General features: G+C 58.1%; 14 protein-coding genes and 6 pseudogenes. 7 read left to right on the forward strand and 13 right to left on the reverse strand.

Features of this window, described 5'->3' with window-relative positions; genetic code table 11:
* Positions 1 to 134 precede the first annotated feature (134 nt).
* Entirely contained in the window at positions 135 to 1,109 is a 975-nt protein-coding gene (locus IG171_RS07865) for an IS481 family transposase (protein ID WP_212131592.1), read from the forward strand.
* Positions 1,110 to 2,020: 911 nt separating this feature from the next.
* Here the strand turns inward: IG171_RS07865 and IG171_RS07870 are convergent.
* From IG171_RS07870 to IG171_RS19320, 4 genes and pseudogenes are all read right to left on the reverse strand, one after another.
* Positions 2,021 to 2,488: pseudogene (locus IG171_RS07870) on the reverse strand (DDE-type integrase/transposase/recombinase); the annotation flags it as partial.
* 36 nt (positions 2,489 to 2,524) lie between these two features.
* A protein-coding gene (locus IG171_RS07875) for an IS3 family transposase (protein ID WP_212128014.1) occupies positions 2,525 to 3,759 on the reverse strand; the annotation gives its coding sequence in 2 pieces (ribosomal slippage) (positions 2,525 to 3,477 and positions 3,477 to 3,759; 1,236 coding nt in all).
* Between the two features lie 61 nt (positions 3,760 to 3,820).
* Positions 3,821 to 4,347 (reverse strand): annotated as a pseudogene (locus IG171_RS07880) (IS3 family transposase); the annotation flags it as partial.
* A 27-nt stretch (positions 4,348 to 4,374) separates the two neighbouring features.
* Positions 4,375 to 4,557: pseudogene (locus IG171_RS19320) on the reverse strand (helix-turn-helix domain-containing protein); the annotation flags it as partial.
* Between the two features lie 168 nt (positions 4,558 to 4,725).
* On the opposite strand from IG171_RS19320, the gene IG171_RS07890 reads away from it, so the two are divergent.
* The 3 genes and pseudogenes from IG171_RS07890 to IG171_RS07900 all read left to right on the forward strand — a co-directional run.
* Positions 4,726 to 6,312 carry an IS1634 family transposase gene (locus IG171_RS07890; protein WP_212127892.1) on the forward strand — a complete coding sequence of 529 codons (1,587 nt, stop codon included), beginning with the start codon at positions 4,726 to 4,728 and terminating at the stop codon, positions 6,310 to 6,312.
* 171 nt (positions 6,313 to 6,483) lie between these two features.
* Positions 6,484 to 7,667 (forward strand): annotated as a pseudogene (locus IG171_RS07895) (IS3 family transposase).
* Between the two features lie 34 nt (positions 7,668 to 7,701).
* Positions 7,702 to 7,887: pseudogene (locus IG171_RS07900) on the forward strand (IS1380 family transposase); the annotation flags it as partial.
* Positions 7,888 to 7,937: 50 nt separating this feature from the next.
* Here the strand turns inward: IG171_RS07900 and IG171_RS07905 are convergent.
* From IG171_RS07905 to IG171_RS07945, 9 genes are all read right to left on the reverse strand, one after another.
* On the reverse strand, positions 7,938 to 8,861 hold the full coding sequence (locus IG171_RS07905; RefSeq protein ID WP_212131138.1) for a LysR family transcriptional regulator: 924 nt from the start codon (positions 8,859 to 8,861) through the stop codon (positions 7,938 to 7,940).
* A 4-nt stretch (positions 8,862 to 8,865) separates the two neighbouring features.
* Entirely contained in the window at positions 8,866 to 10,521 is a 1,656-nt protein-coding gene (locus tag IG171_RS07910) for an ABC transporter ATP-binding protein (RefSeq protein ID WP_212131139.1), read from the reverse strand.
* 11 nt (positions 10,522 to 10,532) lie between these two features.
* Entirely contained in the window at positions 10,533 to 11,366 is an 834-nt protein-coding gene (locus IG171_RS07915) for an ABC transporter permease (protein ID WP_212131140.1), read from the reverse strand.
* Entirely contained in the window at positions 11,363 to 12,319 is a 957-nt protein-coding gene (locus tag IG171_RS07920) for an ABC transporter permease (RefSeq protein ID WP_212131141.1), read from the reverse strand. Before IG171_RS07920 ends, IG171_RS07915 begins: the two co-directional genes overlap by 4 nt.
* A 94-nt stretch (positions 12,320 to 12,413) precedes the next feature.
* Positions 12,414 to 13,958 carry an ABC transporter substrate-binding protein gene (locus tag IG171_RS07925; RefSeq protein ID WP_212131142.1) on the reverse strand — a complete coding sequence of 515 codons (1,545 nt, stop codon included), beginning with the start codon at positions 13,956 to 13,958 and terminating at the stop codon, positions 12,414 to 12,416.
* Positions 13,959 to 13,963: 5 nt separating this feature from the next.
* Positions 13,964 to 15,601: a hydantoinase B/oxoprolinase family protein gene (locus IG171_RS07930; RefSeq protein ID WP_212131143.1), complete on the reverse strand. Its 1,638-nt coding sequence runs from the start codon at positions 15,599 to 15,601 to the stop codon at positions 13,964 to 13,966.
* A gap of 22 nt (positions 15,602 to 15,623) precedes the next feature.
* Positions 15,624 to 15,986: a hypothetical protein gene (locus IG171_RS07935; protein WP_212131144.1), complete on the reverse strand. Its 363-nt coding sequence runs from the start codon at positions 15,984 to 15,986 to the stop codon at positions 15,624 to 15,626.
* A 95-nt stretch (positions 15,987 to 16,081) separates the two neighbouring features.
* Positions 16,082 to 17,493, reverse strand: a protein-coding gene (locus IG171_RS07940; protein ID WP_212131495.1) for an IS3 family transposase whose coding sequence is annotated in 2 segments (ribosomal slippage) — positions 16,082 to 17,145 and positions 17,145 to 17,493 — 1,413 coding nt in all. Because the reading frame shifts where the segments join, the coding sequence is not laid out codon by codon here.
* Between the two features lie 50 nt (positions 17,494 to 17,543).
* A complete protein-coding gene (locus tag IG171_RS07945; RefSeq protein WP_212131145.1) occupies positions 17,544 to 19,265 on the reverse strand; it encodes a hydantoinase/oxoprolinase family protein in 1,722 nt (573 codons plus the stop codon).
* Positions 19,266 to 19,496: 231 nt separating this feature from the next.
* Between IG171_RS07945 and IG171_RS07950 the strand changes: the two are divergent.
* The 3 genes and pseudogenes from IG171_RS07950 to IG171_RS07960 form a co-directional block, all read left to right on the forward strand.
* Positions 19,497 to 19,859 (forward strand): annotated as a pseudogene (locus tag IG171_RS07950) (IS481 family transposase); the annotation flags it as partial.
* A gap of 71 nt (positions 19,860 to 19,930) precedes the next feature.
* Positions 19,931 to 21,165 (forward strand): IS3 family transposase gene (locus IG171_RS07955; protein WP_212128014.1). Its coding sequence is split into 2 segments (ribosomal slippage): positions 19,931 to 20,213 and positions 20,213 to 21,165, totalling 1,236 coding nucleotides; the frame shifts between segments, so codons are not numbered across the junction.
* Between the two features lie 35 nt (positions 21,166 to 21,200).
* Positions 21,201 to 22,271, forward strand: a complete 1,071-nt coding sequence (locus tag IG171_RS07960) for an integrase core domain-containing protein (RefSeq protein ID WP_212131146.1) — start codon at positions 21,201 to 21,203, stop codon at positions 22,269 to 22,271.
* Positions 22,272 to 22,274 lie beyond the last annotated feature (3 nt).

Raw genomic sequence — 22,274 nt, forward strand, 5'->3', positions numbered from 1 at the left:
ACCCGATACGAAGTCGATCCCTAAGTGTACCCGGCCAGGACGTTGGTGACACTCGCGGTGGTTCGTTGACGTGAGGAGGACCTCCGGGTGAGGTGTGGCTTGTCGAGAGTCACAACCAGATCCCGGAGGTCCTCGTGTCCCACCGTAATGCCCGTCTGACGTTCCAGGGTCGCCTGCTGCTGGTGCGGCGGGTACGCCAGGAGGGGTGGGCGGTGGCCCACGCCGCCAAGGCGATGGGCATCTCGCGCAAGTGCGCCCACTACTGGCTCAAGCGCTACGACCAGGAGGGCGAGGACGGCCTGCACGACCGCTCCAGCCGCCCCCACCACAGCCCCCGGCGCACACCGCCCGAGGTGGCCGAGCGGATCGTGGCCTGCCGACGCACCCACCGCCGCGGGCCGGACTGGATCGGCGCCGAGCTCGGTGTGCCCGCGCGCACCGTCTCCCGGGTGCTGCGCCGCGCCGGCGTGCCCTACCTGCGCGAGCTGGACCCGATGACCGGTGAGCAGATCCGCTCCTCCAAGGCCACCGCCGTGCGCTACGAGCGGTCCCGGCCCGGGGAGCTGGTCCACGTGGATGTGAAGAAGCTGGGCAAGATCCCCGACGGCGGCGGCTGGCGCGCCCACGGACGCGCCGCGGCCAACAAGACCAAGGACAAGTCCCGGCGCATCGGCTATGACTACGTCCACTCCATGGTCGATGACCACACCCGCCTGGCCTACAGCGAGATCCACGACGACGAACGGGCCGAGACCTGCGCCGGGTTCCTGCGCCGGGCAGCGGCCTACTTCGCCGCCATGGGCATCACCAGGATCGAACGCGTGATGACCGACAATGCCTTCGCCTACCGCCACGGCCGCGACGTCCACAAGGCCCTGGCCGATCTGGGTGCGAAGCAGAAGTTCATCCGCCCCCACTGCCCCTGGCACAACGGCAAGGTCGAGCGGTTCAACCGCACCCTGCAGACCGAGTGGGCCTACCGCCACGTCTTCACCAGCAACCAAGCCCGCCGCGACGCCCTTGCACCCTGGCTGCACACCTACAACACTGAACGCCGCCACAGCGCACTCGGCGGCCTCCCGCCCCTCAGCCGAGTGTCACCAACCTGATGGCCGAGTACACCTAAGGGCAGGGGGAAGTGGTTGCCGTGATGAGTTTCAGGCGTCCAAAGCGCCGGATGCGGTTGGTGCTTCGTCTGCATCGTAAGTACTCGGTGCCACGCCGACATCACGTCGACAGGCCCCGAAACACCCGTATTCACCGGTGTATCTCCTTTGCATACATTCGTCCACTGCGTCAATCACACTGAGTTCCTTCGCCATGTGGCAGGCTTTCCCAGCCTCGGACTACTACGAACTCTCCGCCCCTTGTCATGGGCATCAGTCGGCGACGGACCTTCCCTCCCGAACACGAGTGGTTCTCGCATCCGGGAGGGGCCAATGACGGGGTTCCCACGTTCACTGTTAACCGTTTGACGGGACCGGTATCCAGTTATGCTCCTGCATCATCGCCATGACTACGCTGCAGGCATTCACCATGGCCTCCCGAGCCGACGACATTCTTCAACTCGGAAGTTCCCTCTGCTGTCGAAACAGTCAAGTTCTGCAATGCGATCCGACCCAAATCCGCCAGGTTTCGAGTCGGCGGGCTGACTTGAGGAGCGCTCAGACACTGGTTCCTATGCATAAACCTCTCCGTCATGTTAGCCGAGCACGCCCCATCTGGCAGTACTGGGAACGTCTCGTCGTTGTCAGGGCTGCTTCCCGCCCTCACCCCCGTCCCGGGGATCAGGTTGCCCTCAACTTCGTCTGGCTGCTGCGACAGCCAGACGGTGGTGGTCTCTCACCTCCACTCGGTTCAACAGCGCCTCGTGGCGCACTATATCGGCCACCCACAACTGGTTCGGAGCGAACGCTTCGAAGTGCCGATCGACAAGATCAGCATGGCACATCTCGCGCGGCGCGGACCGGGTCGTGTTCGGAGCTTTCGGGACTGCTGAAGGTTTGGTTGACTCCTGGGTTTATGCCGCCAGGGCGACGGCCTTGTGGTGAACAAGCTCGTATTCAACCGGGGTCAGTTTACCCAAACGTCGCTGTCGACGCTTCCGGTGATAGGTTCGTTCGACCCAGTGGACGATCGCTGTGCGCAACCTCGCTCGCGTGTCCCAACGGCCCCGGTCGAGGACGTTCTTCTGCAACACGGCGAAGAACGATTCCATCGCCGCATTATCACCAGCAGCACCAACCCTTCCCATCGATCCGACGAGCCCATAGTGCCGTAAAGCGTGCTGGAATTTGCGGGAACGAAATTGCGACCCGCGATCCGAATGCACCACGCAACCGGCCACAACGCCAGCCCCGCCGCGGCGGGCTACAGCATCGTCAATCGCTGCTACGGCCAGGCGCGACTTCATTCTCGAGTCGATGGCATAACCGACGATTCTGTTGCTGAACACATCCTTGACCGCGCACATGTACAGTTTCCCCTCTGGGGCTCCCCGCAAGTCGTGGACACGTGAACCACGTCACGCAGCCTGCGTCGACGCTTCCTCCTGAACCCGACCAGCACTCTGCTCGGCCCAGAACTTCTCCTCGAACTCCACCGGCGGAACCATCCCCAACGCCGAATGCAACCTCCGCCGGTTATAGACCACCTCGATCCAACGAGCGACTTCCCGCATTGCCTCGGCCCGGGTCTGCCAGACTCGCCGCTCGAAGAACTCCGTTTTCAACGACGACCAGAACGACTCCGACATCGCGTTATCCCAACACACTCCAGTCCGGCCCACCGACTGCGTCAAACCCAACTCGACAGACGCCTGATGCAACTGCGACGACGTGTACTGCGCTCCTTTGTCGGCATGAAAAATGACGTCAGCTGGAACCAGCTCTCGCAACGTATGAGCCATCCTCAACGCCCGTTCCACGAGGTCAGAATCCTGCCTGGCATCCATCGCCCAACCAAGCACTCGACGTGAGCACCCATCGCGGATCACACATAAGTACACGAACCCCTCCCAGGTGCGCAGATACGTAATATCGCTGATCCACACAGCATCCAACTCACCTCGGTCCCAGACCCGTTTCACGAGGTCCGGAATGTGATGAGTCGCCACCCCCGGCAGAGTCGTCACCGGTTTGAACCGGCGCGGGCTGATGCCTTCAAGGCCCTGCCTGCGCAACGAGGCCGCGACCGTCTTCTCGTCCACGCTCACGCCTTGTCGAGCCAGTTGCGCTGCCACCCGTGGTGCCCCGTAGACGCCATCAGAGTCCGCGTGGATCTCTGCGACGTGCCCATCCAGGCTCCGTTGCGCTCTGGCACGTTTCGATGGTCCGGTCTGCCGACGCTTCTTCCATGCGTAGTACCCAGATTTCGTCACCTCGAGGAGCCTGGCCATCCGGCGAATCGCGTAGTGAGCCTTCTCCGAATCCATCAGTTCGAATTTCTCTTGTTTCGAGGCTTCGACGCGAAGAAGGCGGCTGCTTTTCCCAAAAACTCGTTGTCCTGTTTCAGATCGAAGTTCTCCCGCCTCAACCGTGCCAGTTCAGCCCGTTCGCCCTCGTTCAACGGGCCCGTGGGCTCACCGTCGCCGCGGCGTCGGTGCTTCTCGGCTTTGACCCAGGTGCCCAGGGTCTGTTCACCGACTCCGATTTCCTTGGCCACCGCGGCGATGGACCTGCCGGTGTCGATGACGAGATTCGCCGCCTCGATCCGATACTCCGGGGTGTAAGAGCGCCGCTGGCGCTTCTGATCTGACATATTGAACATCCTTCCAGCAGGACTGCGAATCCCGCTAACTTGGGTGTCCACTATTCGAGGGTAGCCTCACCTCACTGGTGTGATGCTCGGTAATGTCGGTCAACCATAGTTCGTTGATGCCTGACGCTGAGAAGTCGCGTTCGACGAGGTCATCACACACTGGCGGGCCGGGCTTCTTACCGTGCTTCCGGGCCCGTTTGATCGTGAGGGAGAACAGTTCCTGCTGCGAGCACAGCCGCCACACACGACGCTCTGACGCCTCGTATCCGCACGCGTGGAGTTCATCAGCGATGAACCGGTGCCCGAACTCGGGATCGTCCGTATGCACGTCGTAGGCGGCATTGATCAAGTGCGCCTCCTCGAGATCCCGGTCAGAGATAGGTTTCGCGCACCACTTGTAGAACCCCTGCTTGGTAAAGCCGAGGACCCGGCAGGCCACTGCCACCGGCACCCCGGTGGCAGCAAGGTCGAGGACCAGCGGGTACATCATTTTGGGTGATGACCACCGAGCCTCAAGTTCGCTTGCGAGAGATACGCTGCAGCCTCGCGGAGGATCTTGTTCTCCCTCTCGAGCTCGCGAATGCGTTTCAGCGCTGCCGCCTGGGCGCGAGACTCCTCGACATCACGGGAGGGCTCGAGTCCGTGCTCGCGTAGCCGCGAGTCACGTACCCAGGCCTGGAGAGCTGACTTCGAGATGCCGAGGTCGGCGCAGACCTGCTTCTGGGTCATCCCCTCGCCCAGGAGCTCGAGCGCTGATTGCTTGAACTCATCGGTGTAGATCTTTGGCATGACTTCCATCCTTCCTGGAATTTATCCAGTCGTGAAGTCAACCAAACCTTCAGCAGTCCCGACCGACCCTGACTTCCACAACTAGGCGCTGATTTCGCGATTCCGTTCGTGTTTGTGCTGGTCACAAGGCCGGGAATTCTGTTGGTGGGACACTAATTGGCTGTCTACGATGGGGCTATGTCGCCTCGTCTGCGGAAAGTCACCACCGGGTCCGGGGCCACAGCCGTGCAGATCGTGCGCAAACACCGTGGGAAAGTCACCGTCCTTGAACACCTCGGATCCGCTCATACAGAAGCAGAACTAGCGGCTCTGCTCGCTGCCGGCGAAGAAGGGCTCGCCGACTACGGGGCGGCCGAACAACTCGAACTTGAGCTGGGCCTACCTACCGATGCTGCCGTGCCACCGCGGGCCCGAACTGTGGTGGGATCACGGTCTTCCGTCCTCATCGATGCCATCGCCGAGTCGTGGAAGAGACTCGGTTTCGACGAGGTGGTCAACGACAACGCCTTCTTTCACCTCGTGCTGGCACGGCTGGTTGAGCCGACATCGAAAGCCGACAGTCTCCGTGTCCTTGCCGAGCTCGGTATCGAGCCACCGCACCACAACACGTTCCTCAACTGTCTGGTTCGGGCCAACGAACGCGACTACCGGGACAAGATCGCCGAGAAATGCTTCGCCCACAGCATCGCCACCACCGGCATCAGTCTGCTGCTGTATGACGTCACGACACTGTATTTCGAGGCTGAGAAGGAAGATTCTCTGCGTCAGGTCGGGTACTCCAAAGAACGCCGCGTGGACCCGCAGATCGTTGTTGGACTCCTCGTCGATCGGACCGGATTCCCGTTAGAGATCGGCTGCTTCGAAGGATCGAAAGCAGAGACCCACACGCTCATTCCCGTGATCAAAGCCTTCCAAGAACGCCACCAGGTGACAGACATGGTCGTCGCCGCCGACGCCGGAATGCTGTCGGCAAAGAACCTCAAAGAACTCGATGACGCTGGGCTGCGGTTCATCGTCGGGTCGAGGCAGACGAAAGCTCCACACGATCTGGCGACGCATTTTCGGTGGAATGGTGAGTACGCCGAGGACGGGCAGATCATCGACACGATCACCCCGAAAGGAACCAAGCGGCTTGATCCTGAGCGGGTGAAGAAGAGACGCGAACCCGTCTGGTCAGCGAAAGAGCATCCTCATGCGTGGCGAGTGGTGTGGCAGTACCGGCGCAAACGGGCGATGCGTGATGAGCAGACGCTGAACCTGCAGCGCAACCGGGCATTGGCGATCATCGACGGTGACAAGCCGGCGAAGAAGGCTCGGTTCGTCAAGGTCACTGATGAGGAGAAAGCCTTCGATGAGAAGGCTTATGAGCGGGCGATGAAGCTGACAGGGTTCAAAGGCTACGTGACGAACATTCCCGTCGGGACCATGCCTGCGGCCGAGGTCATCGGCAGCTATCACGACCTGTGGCATGTCGAGCAGTCTTTCCGGATGTCGAAGACCGACCTACGAGCCAGGCCGATCTTCCACCGCACCAGAGATGCGATCGAGGCGCACTTGACAGTCGTGTTCACCGCGTTGGCCATATCGAGGTTCATGCAGGACACGACTGGGGCGTCGCTGAAGAAGATCATCACATCGTTGCGGCCGCTGCGGGAGTTCACCGGCCGCGTGGGTGGGCAGGACATCACCTTCGACCCAGAGGTCACCGGGGAAGCGAGAAAAATCGCGGGTGAGCTACTGCCGGACCGTTTTGCGGGGCACTAAAGTTGTGGAACTCAGGTTCAGCAGTCCCGACCGACCTCGCCGATCAACGCCTGACCGTGACCACCACCGGTGCCGATAAAGGCGCGAACCCGGGCGCGAAACTGGCCACCCGGGACTGCTGAAGGTTTGGTTGACTTCACGACTGGATAAATTCCAGGAAGGATAGAAGTCATGCCAAAGATCTACACCGATGAGTTCAAGCAATCAGCGCTCGATCTCATCAACGACGGGATGACCCAGAAGCAGGTCTGCGCCGACCTCGGCATCTCGAAATCAGCCCTACAAGCCTGGGTCCGTGACTCGCGGCTACGCGAGCACGGACTCGAGCCCTCCCGTGATGCCGAGGAGTCACGCGCCCAGGCGGCAGCGCTGAAACGCATTCGCGAGCTCGAGAGGGAGAACAAGATCCTCCGTGAGGCTGCCGCCTACCTCTCGCAAGCGAACTTGAAGCTCGGTGGCCATCACCCAAAATGATGTACCCGCTGGTCCTCGACCTTGCTGCCACCGGGGTGCCGGTGGCAGTGACCTGTCGGGTGCTCGGCTTCACCAAGCAGGGGTTCTACAAGTGGTGCGCGAAACCTATCTCTGACCGGGATCTCGAGGAGGCGCACCTGATCAATGCCGCCCATGATGTCCATACGGACGATCCCGAGTTCGGATACCGTTTCATCGCCGATGAACTCCACGCCGCAGGTCTGCAAGCGTCAGAGCGTCGTGTGTGGCGATTGTGCTCGCAGCAAGAGCTGTTCTCGAACACGATCAAACGAGCTCGGAAACATGGGAAGAAGCCCGGCCCGCCAGTGTGTGATGACCTTGTCAAACGAGACTTCACGGCCAAGGCAATCAACGAATTGTGGCTGACCGACGTCACGGAGCATCACACCGGTGAGGGCAAGCTGTACATGTGCGCGGTCAAGGACGTGTTCAGCAACAGAATCGTCGGCTATGCCATCGACTCGAGAATGAAGTCGCGCCTGGCCGTAGCAGCGATTGACGATGCTGTAGCCCGCCGCGGCGGGGCTGGCGTTGTGGCCGGTTGCGTGGTGCATTCGGACCGCGGGTCGCAATTTCGTTCCCGCAAATTCCAGCACGCTTTACGGCACTATGGGCTCGTCGGATCGATGGGAAGGGTTGGTGCTGCTGGCGACAACGCGGCGATGGAATCGTTCTTCGCCGTGTTGCAGAAGAACGTCCTCGATAGAGGCCGTTGGGACACGCGAGCGAGGTTGCGGAAGGTGATCGTGCACTGGGTCGAGCGGACCTATCACCGGAAGCGTCGACAGCGACGTTTGGGTAAACTGACCCCGGTTGAATACGAGCTTGTTCACCACAAGGTCGTCGCTCTGGCGGCATAAACCCCGGAGTCAACCAAACCTTCAGCAGTCCCCCCTGATCGCGGGCATGGCCGCCGGGGCTGACTCGATCGATGACATGAACATGCTGCGCCACGGCGGCATGAGCAGACTTTTCGACCGCGTCTACGCCCCGTCCACCCTGGGATCGTCCCTCCGCTCGTTCACCTTCGGCCACGTCAGACAACTCGACGCCATCAGCACTCGTCTCCTGGCTAACCTCAATCGAATAACGCCACTGCTGCCCAACCTGTCACCCCGGCTTCTCCTCTGTCAGCTGGGCGAACCCGGGCCCGCAGTCAACCGTTCGACGGCACCCGGATCACCGAGCAGACTAGCAACGTCTGCCACCGCGTCTTTCGACGTATGCGGATTCCAGGTGCAGTAGACAGGCAGGCTGGGCAGCGTGGGCTGCAACTCCGCATAGGCAACGTCGAGCAATGGCAGAACGTCTGCTACTGATTTCGCGATGATGCCGACTGTGGACCCGGAACGAATATAGCCGAGGAGCTCCACATACGACGCCGGCACTTCACGGAATAAGGGTGTGATGTTGAGATCAGCAAAATACCCAAGCATCCGATCATAGTTAGCAGGGGCCACTCCCCGCGAGAACGTGAGCACTGACCTCGACAACAAGTCTTCAACTTTGACCACCCCTTTGTCAGCCCCGGGTGGCGCGTGATGGATGTTGTACGCGAGCACAAGAGGATCGTTCCAAATCACATCGTTGACATAACGGGGATCATTGGACTGAGTATTGGTAATGATGATGTCGTGCGCACCGTGTACGACGTCAGCTAACAGACGGTTAGTGGAGTCACGCAACAGTTCGATATGGACACCCGTCAGTTCCTGACGAATCTCTCGAATCCGTGCAGTGACGAAGCTAAAAAGTAGCGAACGAGTCACTCCTACACGAACCATGCTCCGAAAGCCCTTCGGGTGTTCAGATAGCCGGAGCAACGTCTGCGCCTGCCGCAGCATTGACTGCGCTGTTTCATAAACAGAGCGCCCTGCCGCGGTCAATGTGAACGGCCTCGCGCTCCTGTCAATGAGCAACGTGCCAACCTCGGTCTCGAGCCGTCGTATCTGTTGACTGACTGCCGATTGTGTGAGGAACAGTTTCTGAGCCGCTTTATCAAAGCTTCGCTCATCTACGACCGTGACGAAATACTCGAGCTTTCTCAGTTCCATGTGTTCATTTGACTCGCTCTAGTTTCCGTTTGCGTTGAGCATTCGGATCGGGTATCGGCACTGACCTGATCAGTCTACGAGTGTACTCGGTACCGGGATTATAGATGATCTCTTTAGTCCTACCAGATTCTTCGATCTTCCCCTTCCGAAGAACGACGATATTGGCAGCAACTTGCTCAACGACTGCCAGATCATGCGAAATGAAGATGCACGAGAAGCCGTATTCCTTCTGAAGCTCGGTAAATAGATCGAGAACAGCGGCCTGCACAGAGACGTCAAGCGCAGAAGTCGGTTCATCAGCTACCAACAGATTCGGGTCGATGCTAAGCCCACGGGCGATACCGACGCGCTGCCTCTGTCCCCCTGAAAGTTCGTGCGGCAGCCGGTCAACAAATGAACTGGGGAGTCTGACCTTGTCCAACAGTGATCGAACTCGCTTGTGAATATCCACGCGTGAAATGCCCTGCTTGCTCCAAACCAGAGGGGCAGCGATTGACTCTGCGACTGTGCGCCGAGGATCGAGAGATGAGGCTGGATCTTGAAAGACCATTGAACGCACGATTGGTCGTCCGTCGTGAGAGCCGCAGATCATCTCACCACTACTCGGCTGTAGGAGCCCGACGGCAATTCTGCCGATCGTCGACTTCCCGGATCCCGACTCGCCAACCAATCCGATTGTCTCACCAAAGCCAACCTTGAAGCTCACCGAATCGAGTGCCTTTTTGTCCGCCCGCTTCAACGATTCACTGTAGTAATAGTCGATGTCCCTGAGCTCCAGCGCTGATCGGCAAGCCTCATCCGCGCTGTGTTCGACGTCCTTCGGCCCAACGGTACTCTCAGCGAGAACACGAGCGTCGGATGAGCCCGCAGTTAGCGCCGCGACGTCCAAGGTCGGAACGGCACCGAACAGATTCTTCGTGTACTCATGTTCAGGATGCGCGAATACTTCCTCAACCCGACCGTGTTCACGGACGTGGCCGTGTTGCATCACGTACAGACGATCTGCTGAGTTCGCGACAACACCCATATCATGAGTAATCAGCAACATAGCCATGCCCAAACGTTTCTGAAGACGTTCAATCAAGTCCAGCACATCGGCTTGAACGGTAACGTCCAAAGCTGTCGTGGGCTCATCAGCAATGAGCAGTTTAGGTTCCGGATCGATCGCCATTGCGATCATGACCCGTTGCCGTTGTCCGCCCGACAGCTCGTGCGGATACTTGTCGACGGCTAACTCCGGTTCAGGGATGTTGACCTGTTCCAACAATTCAATTGCTCGCGCTCGTCGCTGCTTTCGTCCTGGTTTGCGCCTCTTCATCGACATTCCGAGGGAGGTGCCGATCGTGTAGACAGGGTTGAGGGAGCTCAGCGGGTCCTGGAAGATGACGCCTATATCATCCTCGAGCAAACCACGTCGCTGGGCCGCGCTCATTTTAAGAACATCCCGTCCTTCAAATAGCACACGCCCGGACGACTCTGCATTTTTCGGGTTCAGCCCCGCGATTTCCATCGCAGTGACAGACTTTCCCGATCCTGACTCGCCAACCAAGGCCACAACTTCTCCCGCGTTGATGGAGAGATCGATCCTATGAGTAACATCCGTCGTCAACTTGCGACTGTGTCGAAAACTGACCGACAGCGATTCTGTCTCTAACAACATATAATAGTCCTCTAGGTCCGGGGATCGAGTAGATCGCGTAGAAAATCGCCCAGTATTCCGAAGCTCAGAATCATTAAGCTCAGTACAGCACCAGGAATGAGCAACTGCTCAGGATGAGCCCCCATATAACGCTGCGCAGTGGCGACCATAGCGCCCAAAGACGGATCTGGCGGAGCCACACCGAGGCCAAGGAAGCTCAATCCCGATTCCAAGAGGATCGCAGCTGCGATGATCACGGTGAACTGCACGATTATCGGTGCCAGACAGTTGGGAAGGATGACGGTGAAAATCCTGGTGAGCATACCGGCCCCGAAGACCCGAGAGGCGTCAACATACTCCAGCGGGGCTACGGAAAGCACCTGACCGTACACGACCCGGCCAAAGTTTGGAACGAAAAGGAAGCTGAGCACCAGCGTCAGTGTAATGTTGGAATGTCCGTAGATCGTTGTTGCCAGAAGAGCAATGATCACTGGCGGAAACGACAAAATGACGTCGACTACTCGCATTAACAGGAGCTCCCCGAGTCGTGGATAAACACCCGAGAACAACCCTAGAAGAGTTCCTCCCATCATTGCCAACGTAGTCGCGGAAACAGCGATGATCAGCTCGACAGATATTCCCTGCAGAAGACGTGCGAAGACATCTCTGCCGACCTCATCTGATCCCAGCAGATATCCGGATTCACCGAGGCCCGCGAATCGATTGGTGACATTCTGCGTGTATGGATCGAAGCTGGGCAACCAGACAGACACAAAGCTCATAATCACCAGTGCGACGACAAAAATGAGAGCGACCGCCCGAACTATCGTCAGAGAACGCAAAAACTTTAAGCTCACGCGTTTCATGCTGCTCGCCTCCTTACCCGTGGGTCGAGGATCCCATAAATGACATCGACGGCAATGCTGAGCACGACGAACGAAATGCAGACGACGATGACGACGGCCTGAACAACCGGGTAATCACGATCATTCACGGAGTCGATCAACAACGAACCGATTCCCGGCAGATTGAAGATTCTCTCGACAACCACTGTGGATCCAATCAAAGCTCCCGCCTCAAGCCCCGCCACAGACGTCACGGGGATCATCGAGTTTCTCAGAACATGCCGATTGAACACTGTATTTGGAGAAAGTCCCCAAGATCGCGCAGTACGTACCCAGTCTTGCTGGATGTTTTCCAGCATACTCGAGCGGGCCATTCGGCCAACTACCGAGCTAACGGGGATACTGAGCGCGAGAACTGGAAGTACAATTCTCCTGAAGTGCTCAGCCACATCTCCTGTGATTGGTTCAAAACTGCCGGCTGGAAACCATCCTAATTTCAGAGCGAAAACCAGGATTAACAAAGCCCCGACGACATAAACCGGAATGCTGATTCCGATGCTGAGTAATGCAGATAGAACAGTGTCAACGATTCCTTTTGCCCGAGCAGCCAAAGACCCTATGAACGTGCCAAGAAAGGTTCCGACTATCAATGCGAACAATGCGAGCTCGAGTGTGACTGCGAGTCGAGGGCCGAGCAACGATTCGACCGGTGTGGAGAAAACGAATGAATTGCCGAAATCAAATGAGACGACTCCCACCAGATATGAAATGTACCGTTCGGGTCCTGGCCTGTCCAAGCCCAGCTGCTCGCGCAGATTAGCCACTGCCTCTGGAGATGGATCGCTACCGTCGCCGGCGAGTATCTGATAGGCGGGGTCACCCGGGATAAGTTGCAGCATCAGGAAGATAATGGTGATGGATATCCACAACAGCACCGCACCTGCAAGCACCCTGCGAAGAATGTATATGAGCATATGGCTCCCGATCAGTTGGTCGCTCTATGGTGGTGGACGACGACAACTCTGTCATCGTCGTTCACCGCCCCAGAGAAGCTACACGAACTCAGGCCTACTTAATGTTCTGGATTGAGTAACCGCTGTAGAAGGACTGGAACCCCGGGAGGGTCGAAAAGCCCTGCACGTCTTTGGTGTATGCATAAGCCTGACCACGCTGGTTCAGCATGACGATCGGAGGATCGTTGGTCCATTCCTCACGAGCTTTGTCAAACGCTTCCTTCTTCTTTTCGTTGCTATCGGCTGCCATTCCCTGCTCGAAAAGATTTTCCAGCTTTTTGTTCTTGTAGCCGTAGCTCACCGTTGCCATATTGGCACCGTTGATGAAAGTCTGAAGGTATCCGAGGCCAGGGATACGTCCCGTCGTTCCATTGAGCGAGATGTCATAGTCGCCTTTTTGCGCACGTTCTTGACGTGTAGCCCAATCAGGTGAATCGAACTTGACTTTGAGCCCTAGCTTCTTGAGATCGGACAAGACCGGGAGCGCATTGTCCTCATGGAATTTGTACTGCGAGTTCGCCAGGAAATTGATCTCTTTTGAAGTGTCGAACCCGGACTCTTTGAGGAGCTCACGGGCGTGATCCATATCTTCCTCGTACATCTTCGTCCATGCTGGATCGTACGCGGGATCGTCTTCATCCGCTGCAACACCGTACGTGGGCTCGCCGTTTCCGTTGAACGCGGCATTCACCGTGTTCTGGCGGTTCACTGCATAGGCAACTGCCTGACGCAGCAGCGGGTTGGCAAACGGAGAGTCGCCAGTTGTGTTAAACATGAGGTACATGAACGGTCCATTTTGGCTGTCCAGCACAAGTTTGTCATCAGAGTCAATCTGCTCAAACGATTCCCATGGGACATAATCAATCATGTCCACTTCGCCACTGACCAATGCATTGGTCTGAGCTGTGTTATCAGGATAGAAGTCCAGATTGACTTCATTGAGTTTGACGCTGTCGGCGTCGTAATAGTTCTCGTTCTTTTCGAGAACCATATTCCGACCTTCGTTGTATTCCTTCAGCGTAAAAGGGCCCGCGCCTTTCCAATCATCTGACTCGTCTTCCAGATCTTTAGAGGGGTAGACAGCCATTGATGGAACTGCCAGATACTGCAGGAAGGCGTTGTTGGCCTTTTCCAGCATAAATGTCAGCTCGGTGTCGGATTGCACATCAATCTTGTCGATCAGCAATACGCCGTCGATCGTGGCTCCAGGACTGTCTGGGTCGGAGAGATAGCTGAAGCTCTCCTTGACGTTCTCCGCAGTCAATGGCGTGCCATCGGCAAACTTGAGGCCGTCTTTGAGCACGATGTGGAAGACCTTGTGATCGTCAGTATCGATCGACTTGGCGAGGTTCATTTCCACCTCGCCATCGGTGTTGTATTTCGTTAGTCCCGCATGGACCAGTGCGTCCATTGTCAACGGCACAACTGCAGTCGTAGAGGCTGGAGCTAGCTGCCCCGGCTCATCCGATAATCCGATTGAGATGCTGGTCAGCTCATTCCCCTGCTCGTCGCTTCCCGAGCCGCATCCCGAGAGGATGAGCACGGAGGCAACAGACAGGGCGAGGCATTTCTGAAATGTTCCAAAGCGTTTCATTGCCATCCCTTCTATTGATACGTGATCTCGACGTTGTACTTATTCTTGGCGGTGTCTTCCGATATCCTTCCTTCACGAAGATCTTTTAACACGTCCTCGGCAGGCCGGTCCTGTGGTTTCCCGAAACCGCCGCCACCCGCGGTTTTAACGCTTAGAACATCGCCCGTGGACAACGTGACCTTCTCCGCGTTGAGCGGCCTACCATTGACTTCGATCTTCGCTGAAGCAGCGTCGTCGCCGCCCTCCAAGCCCCATGGGCGAGTGTCCATCCGGCTCACTCGTGGACGGCACCTGCAGTCGTCGTGTTCAGCGATGATCTGTCGGTGTATTCCCATTCCCCCGGGATTGCGGCCAGGACCGCTGGAGTCGTTGACAAGCTCATATTTGTCAACTGTTAGAGGATATTCGACCTCAAGGCTTTCTACAGGAAGGTTCGATGTATTCGTGATATGACCTTGCACCCCGTTGAGTCCTGCTTCGCAAGCGCTGGCACCGAGTCCTCCACCGATCGTTTCGATGTACACATAGAACTCTCCGCTGCGCGGATCCGTGCCGCTGAACGTGGTCGACGGCACGGATCCGTAGCTAGCGGCCGTGACCAAGGTTGGGTCTGCTTGCGCTACGGCTCCATGGATGAGATCGGCTACACGCTGTGAAATGTCTGTTCTGCCATTCACCGCAGCAGGAGCGACACAACTGAGTACAGAGCCTTCAGGAGCTTTGACGTCGATTGCCCGATAAAGGCCCGCATTCGCCGGAATATCCGGTCCAACAACGGTCTTGACAGCGTAATAGGTCGTTGCCAACAGCGCGGTATGCACAAGATTGAGACTTGCTCGCACCTGCGGTGGCGCGTCGAACTCGAACAGCAGTGAGTCGTCCCGGACTGTCAGGTCAAGTTTGAGCTTGAGTATCTCGTCCAGTTCTGGACTATCGAATTCGTCTTCACAGTGGTAGACGCCGTTCTGGATTGTTGCGATCCCTGCCCGAACTTTGCGCTCGGTGTAGTCCATGAGCTCTGTACCGGCAGCTTCCATGACTTTGACACCGTACTTATCGAACAGCTCGACCGTTCTCTTGACGCCGAGCTGATTCGCAGCAAGCTGAGCCCGAAAATCAGCAATCCGCTCGCTTGGAACCTGCATATTGGTCAGTACAAGATGCATGACATCATCGACATACTTGCCTTCGCGGACCGCTCTGACCGCAGGAATGCGGATACCTTCTTGGAAGATGGTGGCGTGCGCACGGTCAGCGTAGTCAGCATGATGAGCAAGGTTCGTCGCCCAACCGACAAGACGGGACTGATAGAAGATCGGCGTGACGAGCACAATGTCGGGAAGGTGCGTACCGCCTCCGGTATGGGGATCATTACCCAGGAAGCCATCACCGTCGCGAATATCTTCCACAGGGTACCGGTCGAGCACAGCCGAGACGATGCCCATCAGGGAACCCAAGTGGATGGGAATGTGCTCAGCCTGCGCAAGAGCGCGCCCTTGAGCGTCGAACAGACAAGTGGTGCAATCCCGGCGCTCTTTGATGTTCGGTGAGTAGGACGCTTTGACCAGCGCCTCGCCCATTTCCTCACACACAGACGCGAGTGCCGAGCCGATAACTTCAACTTTGATCGGGTCAAGCTTGGTACTCATGAAAGGGTTCCTGCTTTCGTCTTCATTTTTGTGCCTGGTCACGAATGATGAGCATGTCGTAGGTGTCGATCAGAGCTTCCTGCCCGGGCAGGATGAACGACGTGGAGTCGTATTGTTCGACAATCGCTGGCCCCACAACTTTCTGATCGGTAGGAATTGCCTGACGGTGTAGAACGGGCACCGTGCGTCGCTCACCGAACTCAGTGAGCCACACTTCTCGGCTACTCTCTTCTTGAACTTCAAAAGGAGAATTCAGGCGCTGCACAAGGTCGATGCTCTCAACCTTTCCAAGAGCCTCTACCCGGTAGTTGACAACTTCGATTTCCGAATCCTCGTTGAGGTACCCATATACCGTGTGGTGACGTTTTTCGAAGTCGGCTTTCAACTGTGTCAGCAGGTGTGAGTCCCTGGAAATGTCATCGAGCTCGACCGTCAGTTCGTAGTTCCGGAATTTGTCAAGGTGAGTGAGACCAGCGGGAGTTAGGCAGCTGGTAGCTCAACCTGCTGGCGGTCGTCGTCAGTCGTGCTCTCGACGGGCTTGTTGATCCAGGCAGCCGCAGGGAGGTCGAGGACCTTCGGGGGTGCGTTCGTGGCGAACCGTTCAGGATGAGCCGCCCGGGCCGCGGCGAGGACGTCAGCGCGTTCATTCGCCTTGGCCGCTGCGAGTCCGTAGTGGACATCGGCCGGCGTATGCAGACCGAGTCCCTGGTGGTGATGTTCATGGTTATACCAGGACACGAACTCGTCGATGAACCCTCGCGCCCCAGCCAAAGACCCGAATCGTTCGGGAAAGACCGGCGCATACTTCAACGTTTTAAACCACGCTTCGGAATAGGGATTGTCGTTGGAGACCTTCGGCCGCGAATGCGATCTGGTCACTTCCAGATCGGCCAACAGTGTAGCCACGGACTTCGACGTCATCGACGTGCCCCGGTCGGCATGGACCACCTGTGGGATGCCGTGGATGCCGAACACCTCGGCCATCATCTCCTGAGCCAACGGTCCGGACTCACGAGCATGGACATGAGCACCAACGATGTAGCGGGAGTAGATATCGATCATCACATAGGCGTCGTAGTACACACCCCGGGTCGGTCCGGCCAACTTGGTGATGTCCCACGTATACACCTGTCCCGGCCCGTCAGCGACCAGTTCCGGCACCGCTCGGGCAGGATGCCTGGCCTGCCGTCGACGTTCTCTGACCTGGGCATGCTCGGCCAGGATCCGATACATCGTCGAGATCGAGCAGAGGTAGACGCCCCGGTCGAGGAGAGTGGCGAAGACCTGCATCGGGGTGGAATCGACGAACTCAGCACTGTTGAGCACGGCCAGCACATGCGCTCGTTCAGTGCAGTCGAGCCGGTTGGCCGGGACCACCTCCCGCGGTACAGGCGGGCCTGAACGTCTGCGGCGGCGTGCCGCGGTCGACCGCGCGATACCGGTCAGCCCAGCCGCGCCCCGGGTACTCAAGCCGTGGACGGTCAGCTCGGTGTAGGCGTTCATCAGCGCTTCTTCCGCCTGGTCTCGGTATCCGCGCTCTTGGAGGTCTCTTCCAAGAGCGCGCGTGCTTTTCCCATAATCTCCAATGCCGTCTCCGTGCGGTCCAAACGCTGCTGGGTCTGCTCGAGCTCGCGGCGCAACCGGGCAATCTCAGCCTGATCCTTGCTCGGCTTCCCGACCGCCTGACCGGGCTTCTTTCCATCCAAGACACCCGCATCGCGCAGTCTGCGCCATTCGGTGATCAGCGAGGAATACAGCCCCTCACGGCGCAGGTAGGCTCCTCCCTGCTGCTGCCTGCAGGCTTCTTCGTACGCGGTCAGGTGGGCGAGTTTTTGGTCGGGGGTGAAGGTACGTCGGCGTGGACCATCAGCGCGTGGGTGGCGAGGGTTCATCGTTCCATCATCGCCGATCGGAGTTGATGATGGGGAGAGAGTCGAGATACTCATCGTGGTTGTTCCTGATCTCGCCCTGCTAAGGCGGACTTGCTATGAACCGGTGGACTCAACTCACCCTGACACGCAGGGTTCTGCCCTTTGTAGCGAAGATCTGCGAAGAAGTGCAGCGACTCATCACCCTCAGCGATGGCCTCTTCTCGGATCCAATTCGTGGCATCAGCTTTCAGACTCTCGTATACGTCGACGATCCGATTCAGCGCCTGAGGCTCGAGTACGGTCCGAGCCGTGCTGACGAAGTCGGCCTTGAGGTCGGTCATCAGCATGCCGACAGCAGACATTGCTCCGGGCGCCATCGGAACAAGTGTGATCTTCATGCCCAATTCTCTGGCCAAACGGCCTGAGTGCAAAGGACCGGCCCCGCCGAAGGCGACCAGAGCATACTCTGCCGGGTCATACCCCTTCTGCACAGAGATGACGCGGATGGCTTTGGCCATGTTGGCCGTGACCACACTGATAATCCCTTGAGCTGTCTCTTCCACGCCCAAGCCCAAACGTTTGCCGAGAGCTTCGACTGCCTGGAAGGAAAGACGTGCATCGATCGGCATCTTCCCACCCAGCAGCGCCTCATTGTTCAGAATGCCGAGGACTACGTTCGCATCGGTCACTGTCGGTTCGATATTGCCGTTGCCGTAGCAGGCCGGACCAGGATGCGCTCCCGCGCTCTGTGGACCGACTTTGAGGAGACCACCGTTGTCGATCCATGCGATACTTCCGCCTCCGGCACCTACTGTGCTGATGTCGAGCATCGGAGCCTGGATGGGCCGACTGTCCAATTCCATGCCAGACGTGGACGTAGGTGTACCGTTGTTGACCAGAGCAAGATCGGATGATGTTCCCCCAACGTCCAAGGTGATGATGTTCGGGAATCCTGATTTGCTCGCCAGCGCTGCTGCACCAACCACTCCGGTACTCGGTCCGGAAAGAACCGTACGCACAGGCATATCCTCAGCGGTGGTGAACGAAATGATGCCACCGTTGCTCTGCGTGACCTTGGGGGCGACACCAAGTCCCTTCTCCGCGAGTCGTTCTCGTAGGGACCGCAGATAGTTCTGCATTACCGGACCGATATATCCGTTGATTGTTGTCGTTGAAAGCCTCTCGAATTCTCTGAACTGCGGAAGCACGTCGGAAGAGACTGTGACAAACGCCTGGGGAAATTTAGCCTGAAGCATCTTCCCTGTGACCTCTTCGTGTACTGGATTCTCGAAGCTGTAGAGATAACAGACCGCAATAGCGTCAACTTCGGAGAGAACGTCCTGATGCTGTTCAAGCTGTTCTTCAAGCGTTGAAGGGTCCAAGGGCCGAACGATTGTGCCGTCATACCTGACTCGTTCTTCGACCTCAAAAATGCGATCGCGATCAACGAGGAGTTCAGGCTTCTGAGCGAAGAGGTCATAAAGCTTAGGACGACGCTGCCGACCTAGTTCAAGCAAATCGCGAAAGCCCTGGGTAACGAATAGGGCGACCTTGGCACCCTTGCCCTCGAGCAGGGAATTCGTAGCCACTGTGGTGCCATGAGCGAAGAACTCAACCTCTTCGTAAGAAGACTCAAGCAGATCCACTGCTTCATCAGCACCGACCAGCACCGCCTCCCCCGGGTCATGTGGTGTGCCCGGTGTTTTCAGCACCGTCAGTTGTTTAGAACCGCCGTCATACAAGCATACGTCGGTAAATGTGCCGCCCGTGTCCACGCCCACTCGAAGGGCCATCTGTGCCTCCAATTCATTCGATAGTGACTTGGACTACATACTTGCGCACTTCACAATAATTAGTCAAACAATGAATCGGTAAGCTTCTATTAGCTATAACTAATAGTTTCAAAGAGCGCACAGAGTTACCGCGCCTGGTCCAGTTTGTAGGTGTGGAACCTCGGTACATCGTGGACACCATGTCTCATGACTTCGTGCGCACCCCATGGACGGTTGTGATAGCTGGAGAGAATGACGAATTCTCTCTCACCCCAGATTCGGGCGGCCATCATCAACTACGATCCGACCCAGCCGAACGCCTTGTCGGTCACCGAATTCTGCCGAGCACACAAGATCTCACGCAGCGCCTTCTACAAGATTCGTACCCGGAGCAGGCAGGAATCAACCGCAGCTTTGCATCCGCGGTCGCGGGCCCCGAAACAGCCGGCACGACGCTACGGTCCCGAGGTCGTCAACGAGCTCGTGAGAATCCGCAAGCAGCTCAAAGTTGACGGGTGGGACTACGGGCCACGCACGATCTACTACGAAGCCACGATCGCTGGGTCTTTCCCCGGCGGAGAAGTCCCCTCTCCCGCGACGATCGCCCGGCTGCTGACTGAGGCTACCCTCGAATAGTGGACACCCAAGTTAGCGGGATTCGCAGTCCTGCTGGAAGGATGTTCAATATGTCAGATCAGAAGCGCCAGCGGCGCTCTTACACCCCGGAGTATCGGATCGAGGCGGCGAATCTCGTCATCGACACCGGCAGGTCCATCGCCGCGGTGGCCAAGGAAATCGGAGTCGGTGAACAGACCCTGGGCACCTGGGTCAAAGCCGAGAAGCACCGACGCCGCGGCGACGGTGAGCCCACGGGCCCGTTGAACGAGGGCGAACGGGCTGAACTGGCACGGTTGAGGCGGGAGAACTTCGATCTGAAACAGGACAACGAGTTTTTGGGAAAAGCAGCCGCCTTCTTCGCGTCGAAGCCTCGAAACAAGAGAAATTCGAACTGATGGATTCGGAGAAGGCTCACTACGCGATTCGCCGGATGGCCAGGCTCCTCGAGGTGACGAAATCTGGGTACTACGCATGGAAGAAGCGTCGGCAGACCGGACCATCGAAACGTGCCAGAGCGCAACGGAGCCTGGATGGGCACGTCGCAGAGATCCACGCGGACTCTGATGGCGTCTACGGGGCACCACGGGTGGCAGCGCAACTGGCTCGACAAGGCGTGAGCGTGGACGAGAAGACGGTCGCGGCCTCGTTGCGCAGGCAGGGCCTTGAAGGCATCAGCCCGCGCCGGTTCAAACCGGTGACGACTCTGCCGGGGGTGGCGACTCATCACATTCCGGACCTCGTGAAACGGGTCTGGGACCGAGGTGAGTTGGATGCTGTGTGGATCAGCGATATTACGTATCTGCGCACCTGGGAGGGGTTCGTGTACTTATGTGTGATCCGCGATGGGTGCTCACGTCGAGTGCTTGGTTGGGCGATGGATGCCAGGCAGGATTCTGACCTCGTGGAACGGGCGTTGAGGATGGCTCATACGTTGCGAGAGCTGGTTCCAGCTGACGTCATTTTTCATGCCGACAAAGGAGCGCAGTACACGTCGTCGCAGTTGCATCAGGCGTCTGTCGAGTTGGGTTTGACGCAGTCGGTGGGCCGGACTGGAGTGTGTTGGGATAACGCGATGTCGGAGTCGTTCTGGTCGTCGTTGAAAACGGAGTTCTTCGAGCGGCGAGTCTGGCAGACCCGGGCCGAGGCAATGCGGGAAGTCGCTCGTTGGATCGAGGTGGTCTATAACCGGCGGAGGTTGCATTCGGCGTTGGGGATGGTTCCGCCGGTGGAGTTCGAGGAGAAGTTCTGGGCCGAGCAGAGTGCTGGTCGGGTTCAGGAGGAAGCGTCGACGCAGGCTGCGTGACGTGGTTCACGTGTCCACGACTTGCGGGGAGCCCCATGACCAGCGTCGGCCAGGTCGATGCGTCCCCGAAGAAACGCCCCAAATCGTCCTACATCCCCTTCGTGCGCGCAACAGCGATGTCACTATGGCAACTCGACGCTTTCGAATACGACCTGGTCGGTGGGGAAACTGTCACCATCTATCAACTGCTCGACGACTCCACCCGGTTCGACGTTGGCACAGATGCCTGTGCTCGTGACGAGAACAGCACCGATGCCCAGACCGTGCTCGCGGCCGCCATCGCCGCACACGGGCCACCACAGGAGGTTCTGTCGGATAACTCGTTGGCGTTCAACCAGCTCCGTCAAGGCACCATCGGCGCCGTCGAGGTCTTCCTGGCGTCCAAAGGCTCCATGCCCATCAGCGGTCTGCCCGGCAAGCCGACGACTCAGGGGAAGAATGAACGGTCCCACCAGACGCTGATTCGCTTCCTCGACGCGAACCGGCCGGCCACGCTCGACCAGGTCCGGTGCAGGATCCGGCGGTTCCGGGACCATTACAATACTCGGCGACCGCATCAGTCGCTCAACGATGCCACACCGGCAACAGCGTGGAACCTTGTCGACCATACTCCGGCCACACAGCCGATTCCGATGGCAGTGCTCGAGGCGAAAGCCGCTGAGTATCGGCAGGCGCGCATGCTGCGGCAGGGCCAGCTTGATCGTGCGGCGTTGACGATCTCGAAGACCGGGCAGATCCTTCCGGCCCCCGGTGTATCAGAGCAGCGGGCTGACCAGTCTGTCGTCACCGTTACGAGGGCGAACAGGCAGGTCTACTATCACGGTTATCATGTGTCCCTGCCGTCGACGTTTGCCGATCGCCAGTTCTTTCGAACGATCACTGATGACGCGTTCTTGCTCACCGACATGGTCATGGGAGAAGTCGTGTTCTTGTTCCCGTTGCCGATGATCGCTCTGGGCGTCCGGGACCGCTTCATCGCCTCCTACGCTATCCAGGGTGTGGAGATAGCCAATCCGACGACGCAGTGGCAGCGGAAGCATGCGCAGTATCTGGAGGAGTTCGCATCCCGTGAGTCGGGCCTGCCGGAGGTGTTCACTTTGAGATGATGA

This window comes from Brevibacterium sp. SMBL_HHYL_HB1 (genome assembly GCF_018208375.1).
Classification (GTDB): Bacteria; Actinomycetota; Actinomycetes; order Actinomycetales; family Brevibacteriaceae; genus Brevibacterium; species Brevibacterium intestinavium.

Bases quoted from the DNA above. Each gene is read 5' to 3' on its own strand.
- IG171_RS07905 (WP_212131138.1), bottom strand. From the start codon at position 8,861: ATGGAACTGAGAAAGCTCGAGTATTTCGTCACGGTCGTAGATGAGCGA.
- IG171_RS07910 (WP_212131139.1), bottom strand. From the start codon at position 10,521: ATGTTGTTAGAGACAGAATCGCTGTCGGTCAGTTTTCGACACAGTCGC.
- IG171_RS07915 (WP_212131140.1), bottom strand. From the start codon at position 11,366: ATGAAACGCGTGAGCTTAAAGTTTTTGCGTTCTCTGACGATAGTTCGG.
- IG171_RS07945 (WP_212131145.1), bottom strand. From the start codon at position 19,265: ATGGCCCTTCGAGTGGGCGTGGACACGGGCGGCACATTTACCGACGTA.
- IG171_RS07925 (WP_212131142.1), bottom strand. From the start codon at position 13,958: ATGGCAATGAAACGCTTTGGAACATTTCAGAAATGCCTCGCCCTGTCT.
- IG171_RS07960 (WP_212131146.1), top strand. From the start codon at position 21,201: ATGACCAGCGTCGGCCAGGTCGATGCGTCCCCGAAGAAACGCCCCAAA.
- IG171_RS07930 (WP_212131143.1), bottom strand. From the start codon at position 15,601: ATGAGTACCAAGCTTGACCCGATCAAAGTTGAAGTTATCGGCTCGGCA.
- IG171_RS07890 (WP_212127892.1), top strand. From the start codon at position 4,726: ATGTCGCCTCGTCTGCGGAAAGTCACCACCGGGTCCGGGGCCACAGCC.
- IG171_RS07920 (WP_212131141.1), bottom strand. From the start codon at position 12,319: ATGCTCATATACATTCTTCGCAGGGTGCTTGCAGGTGCGGTGCTGTTG.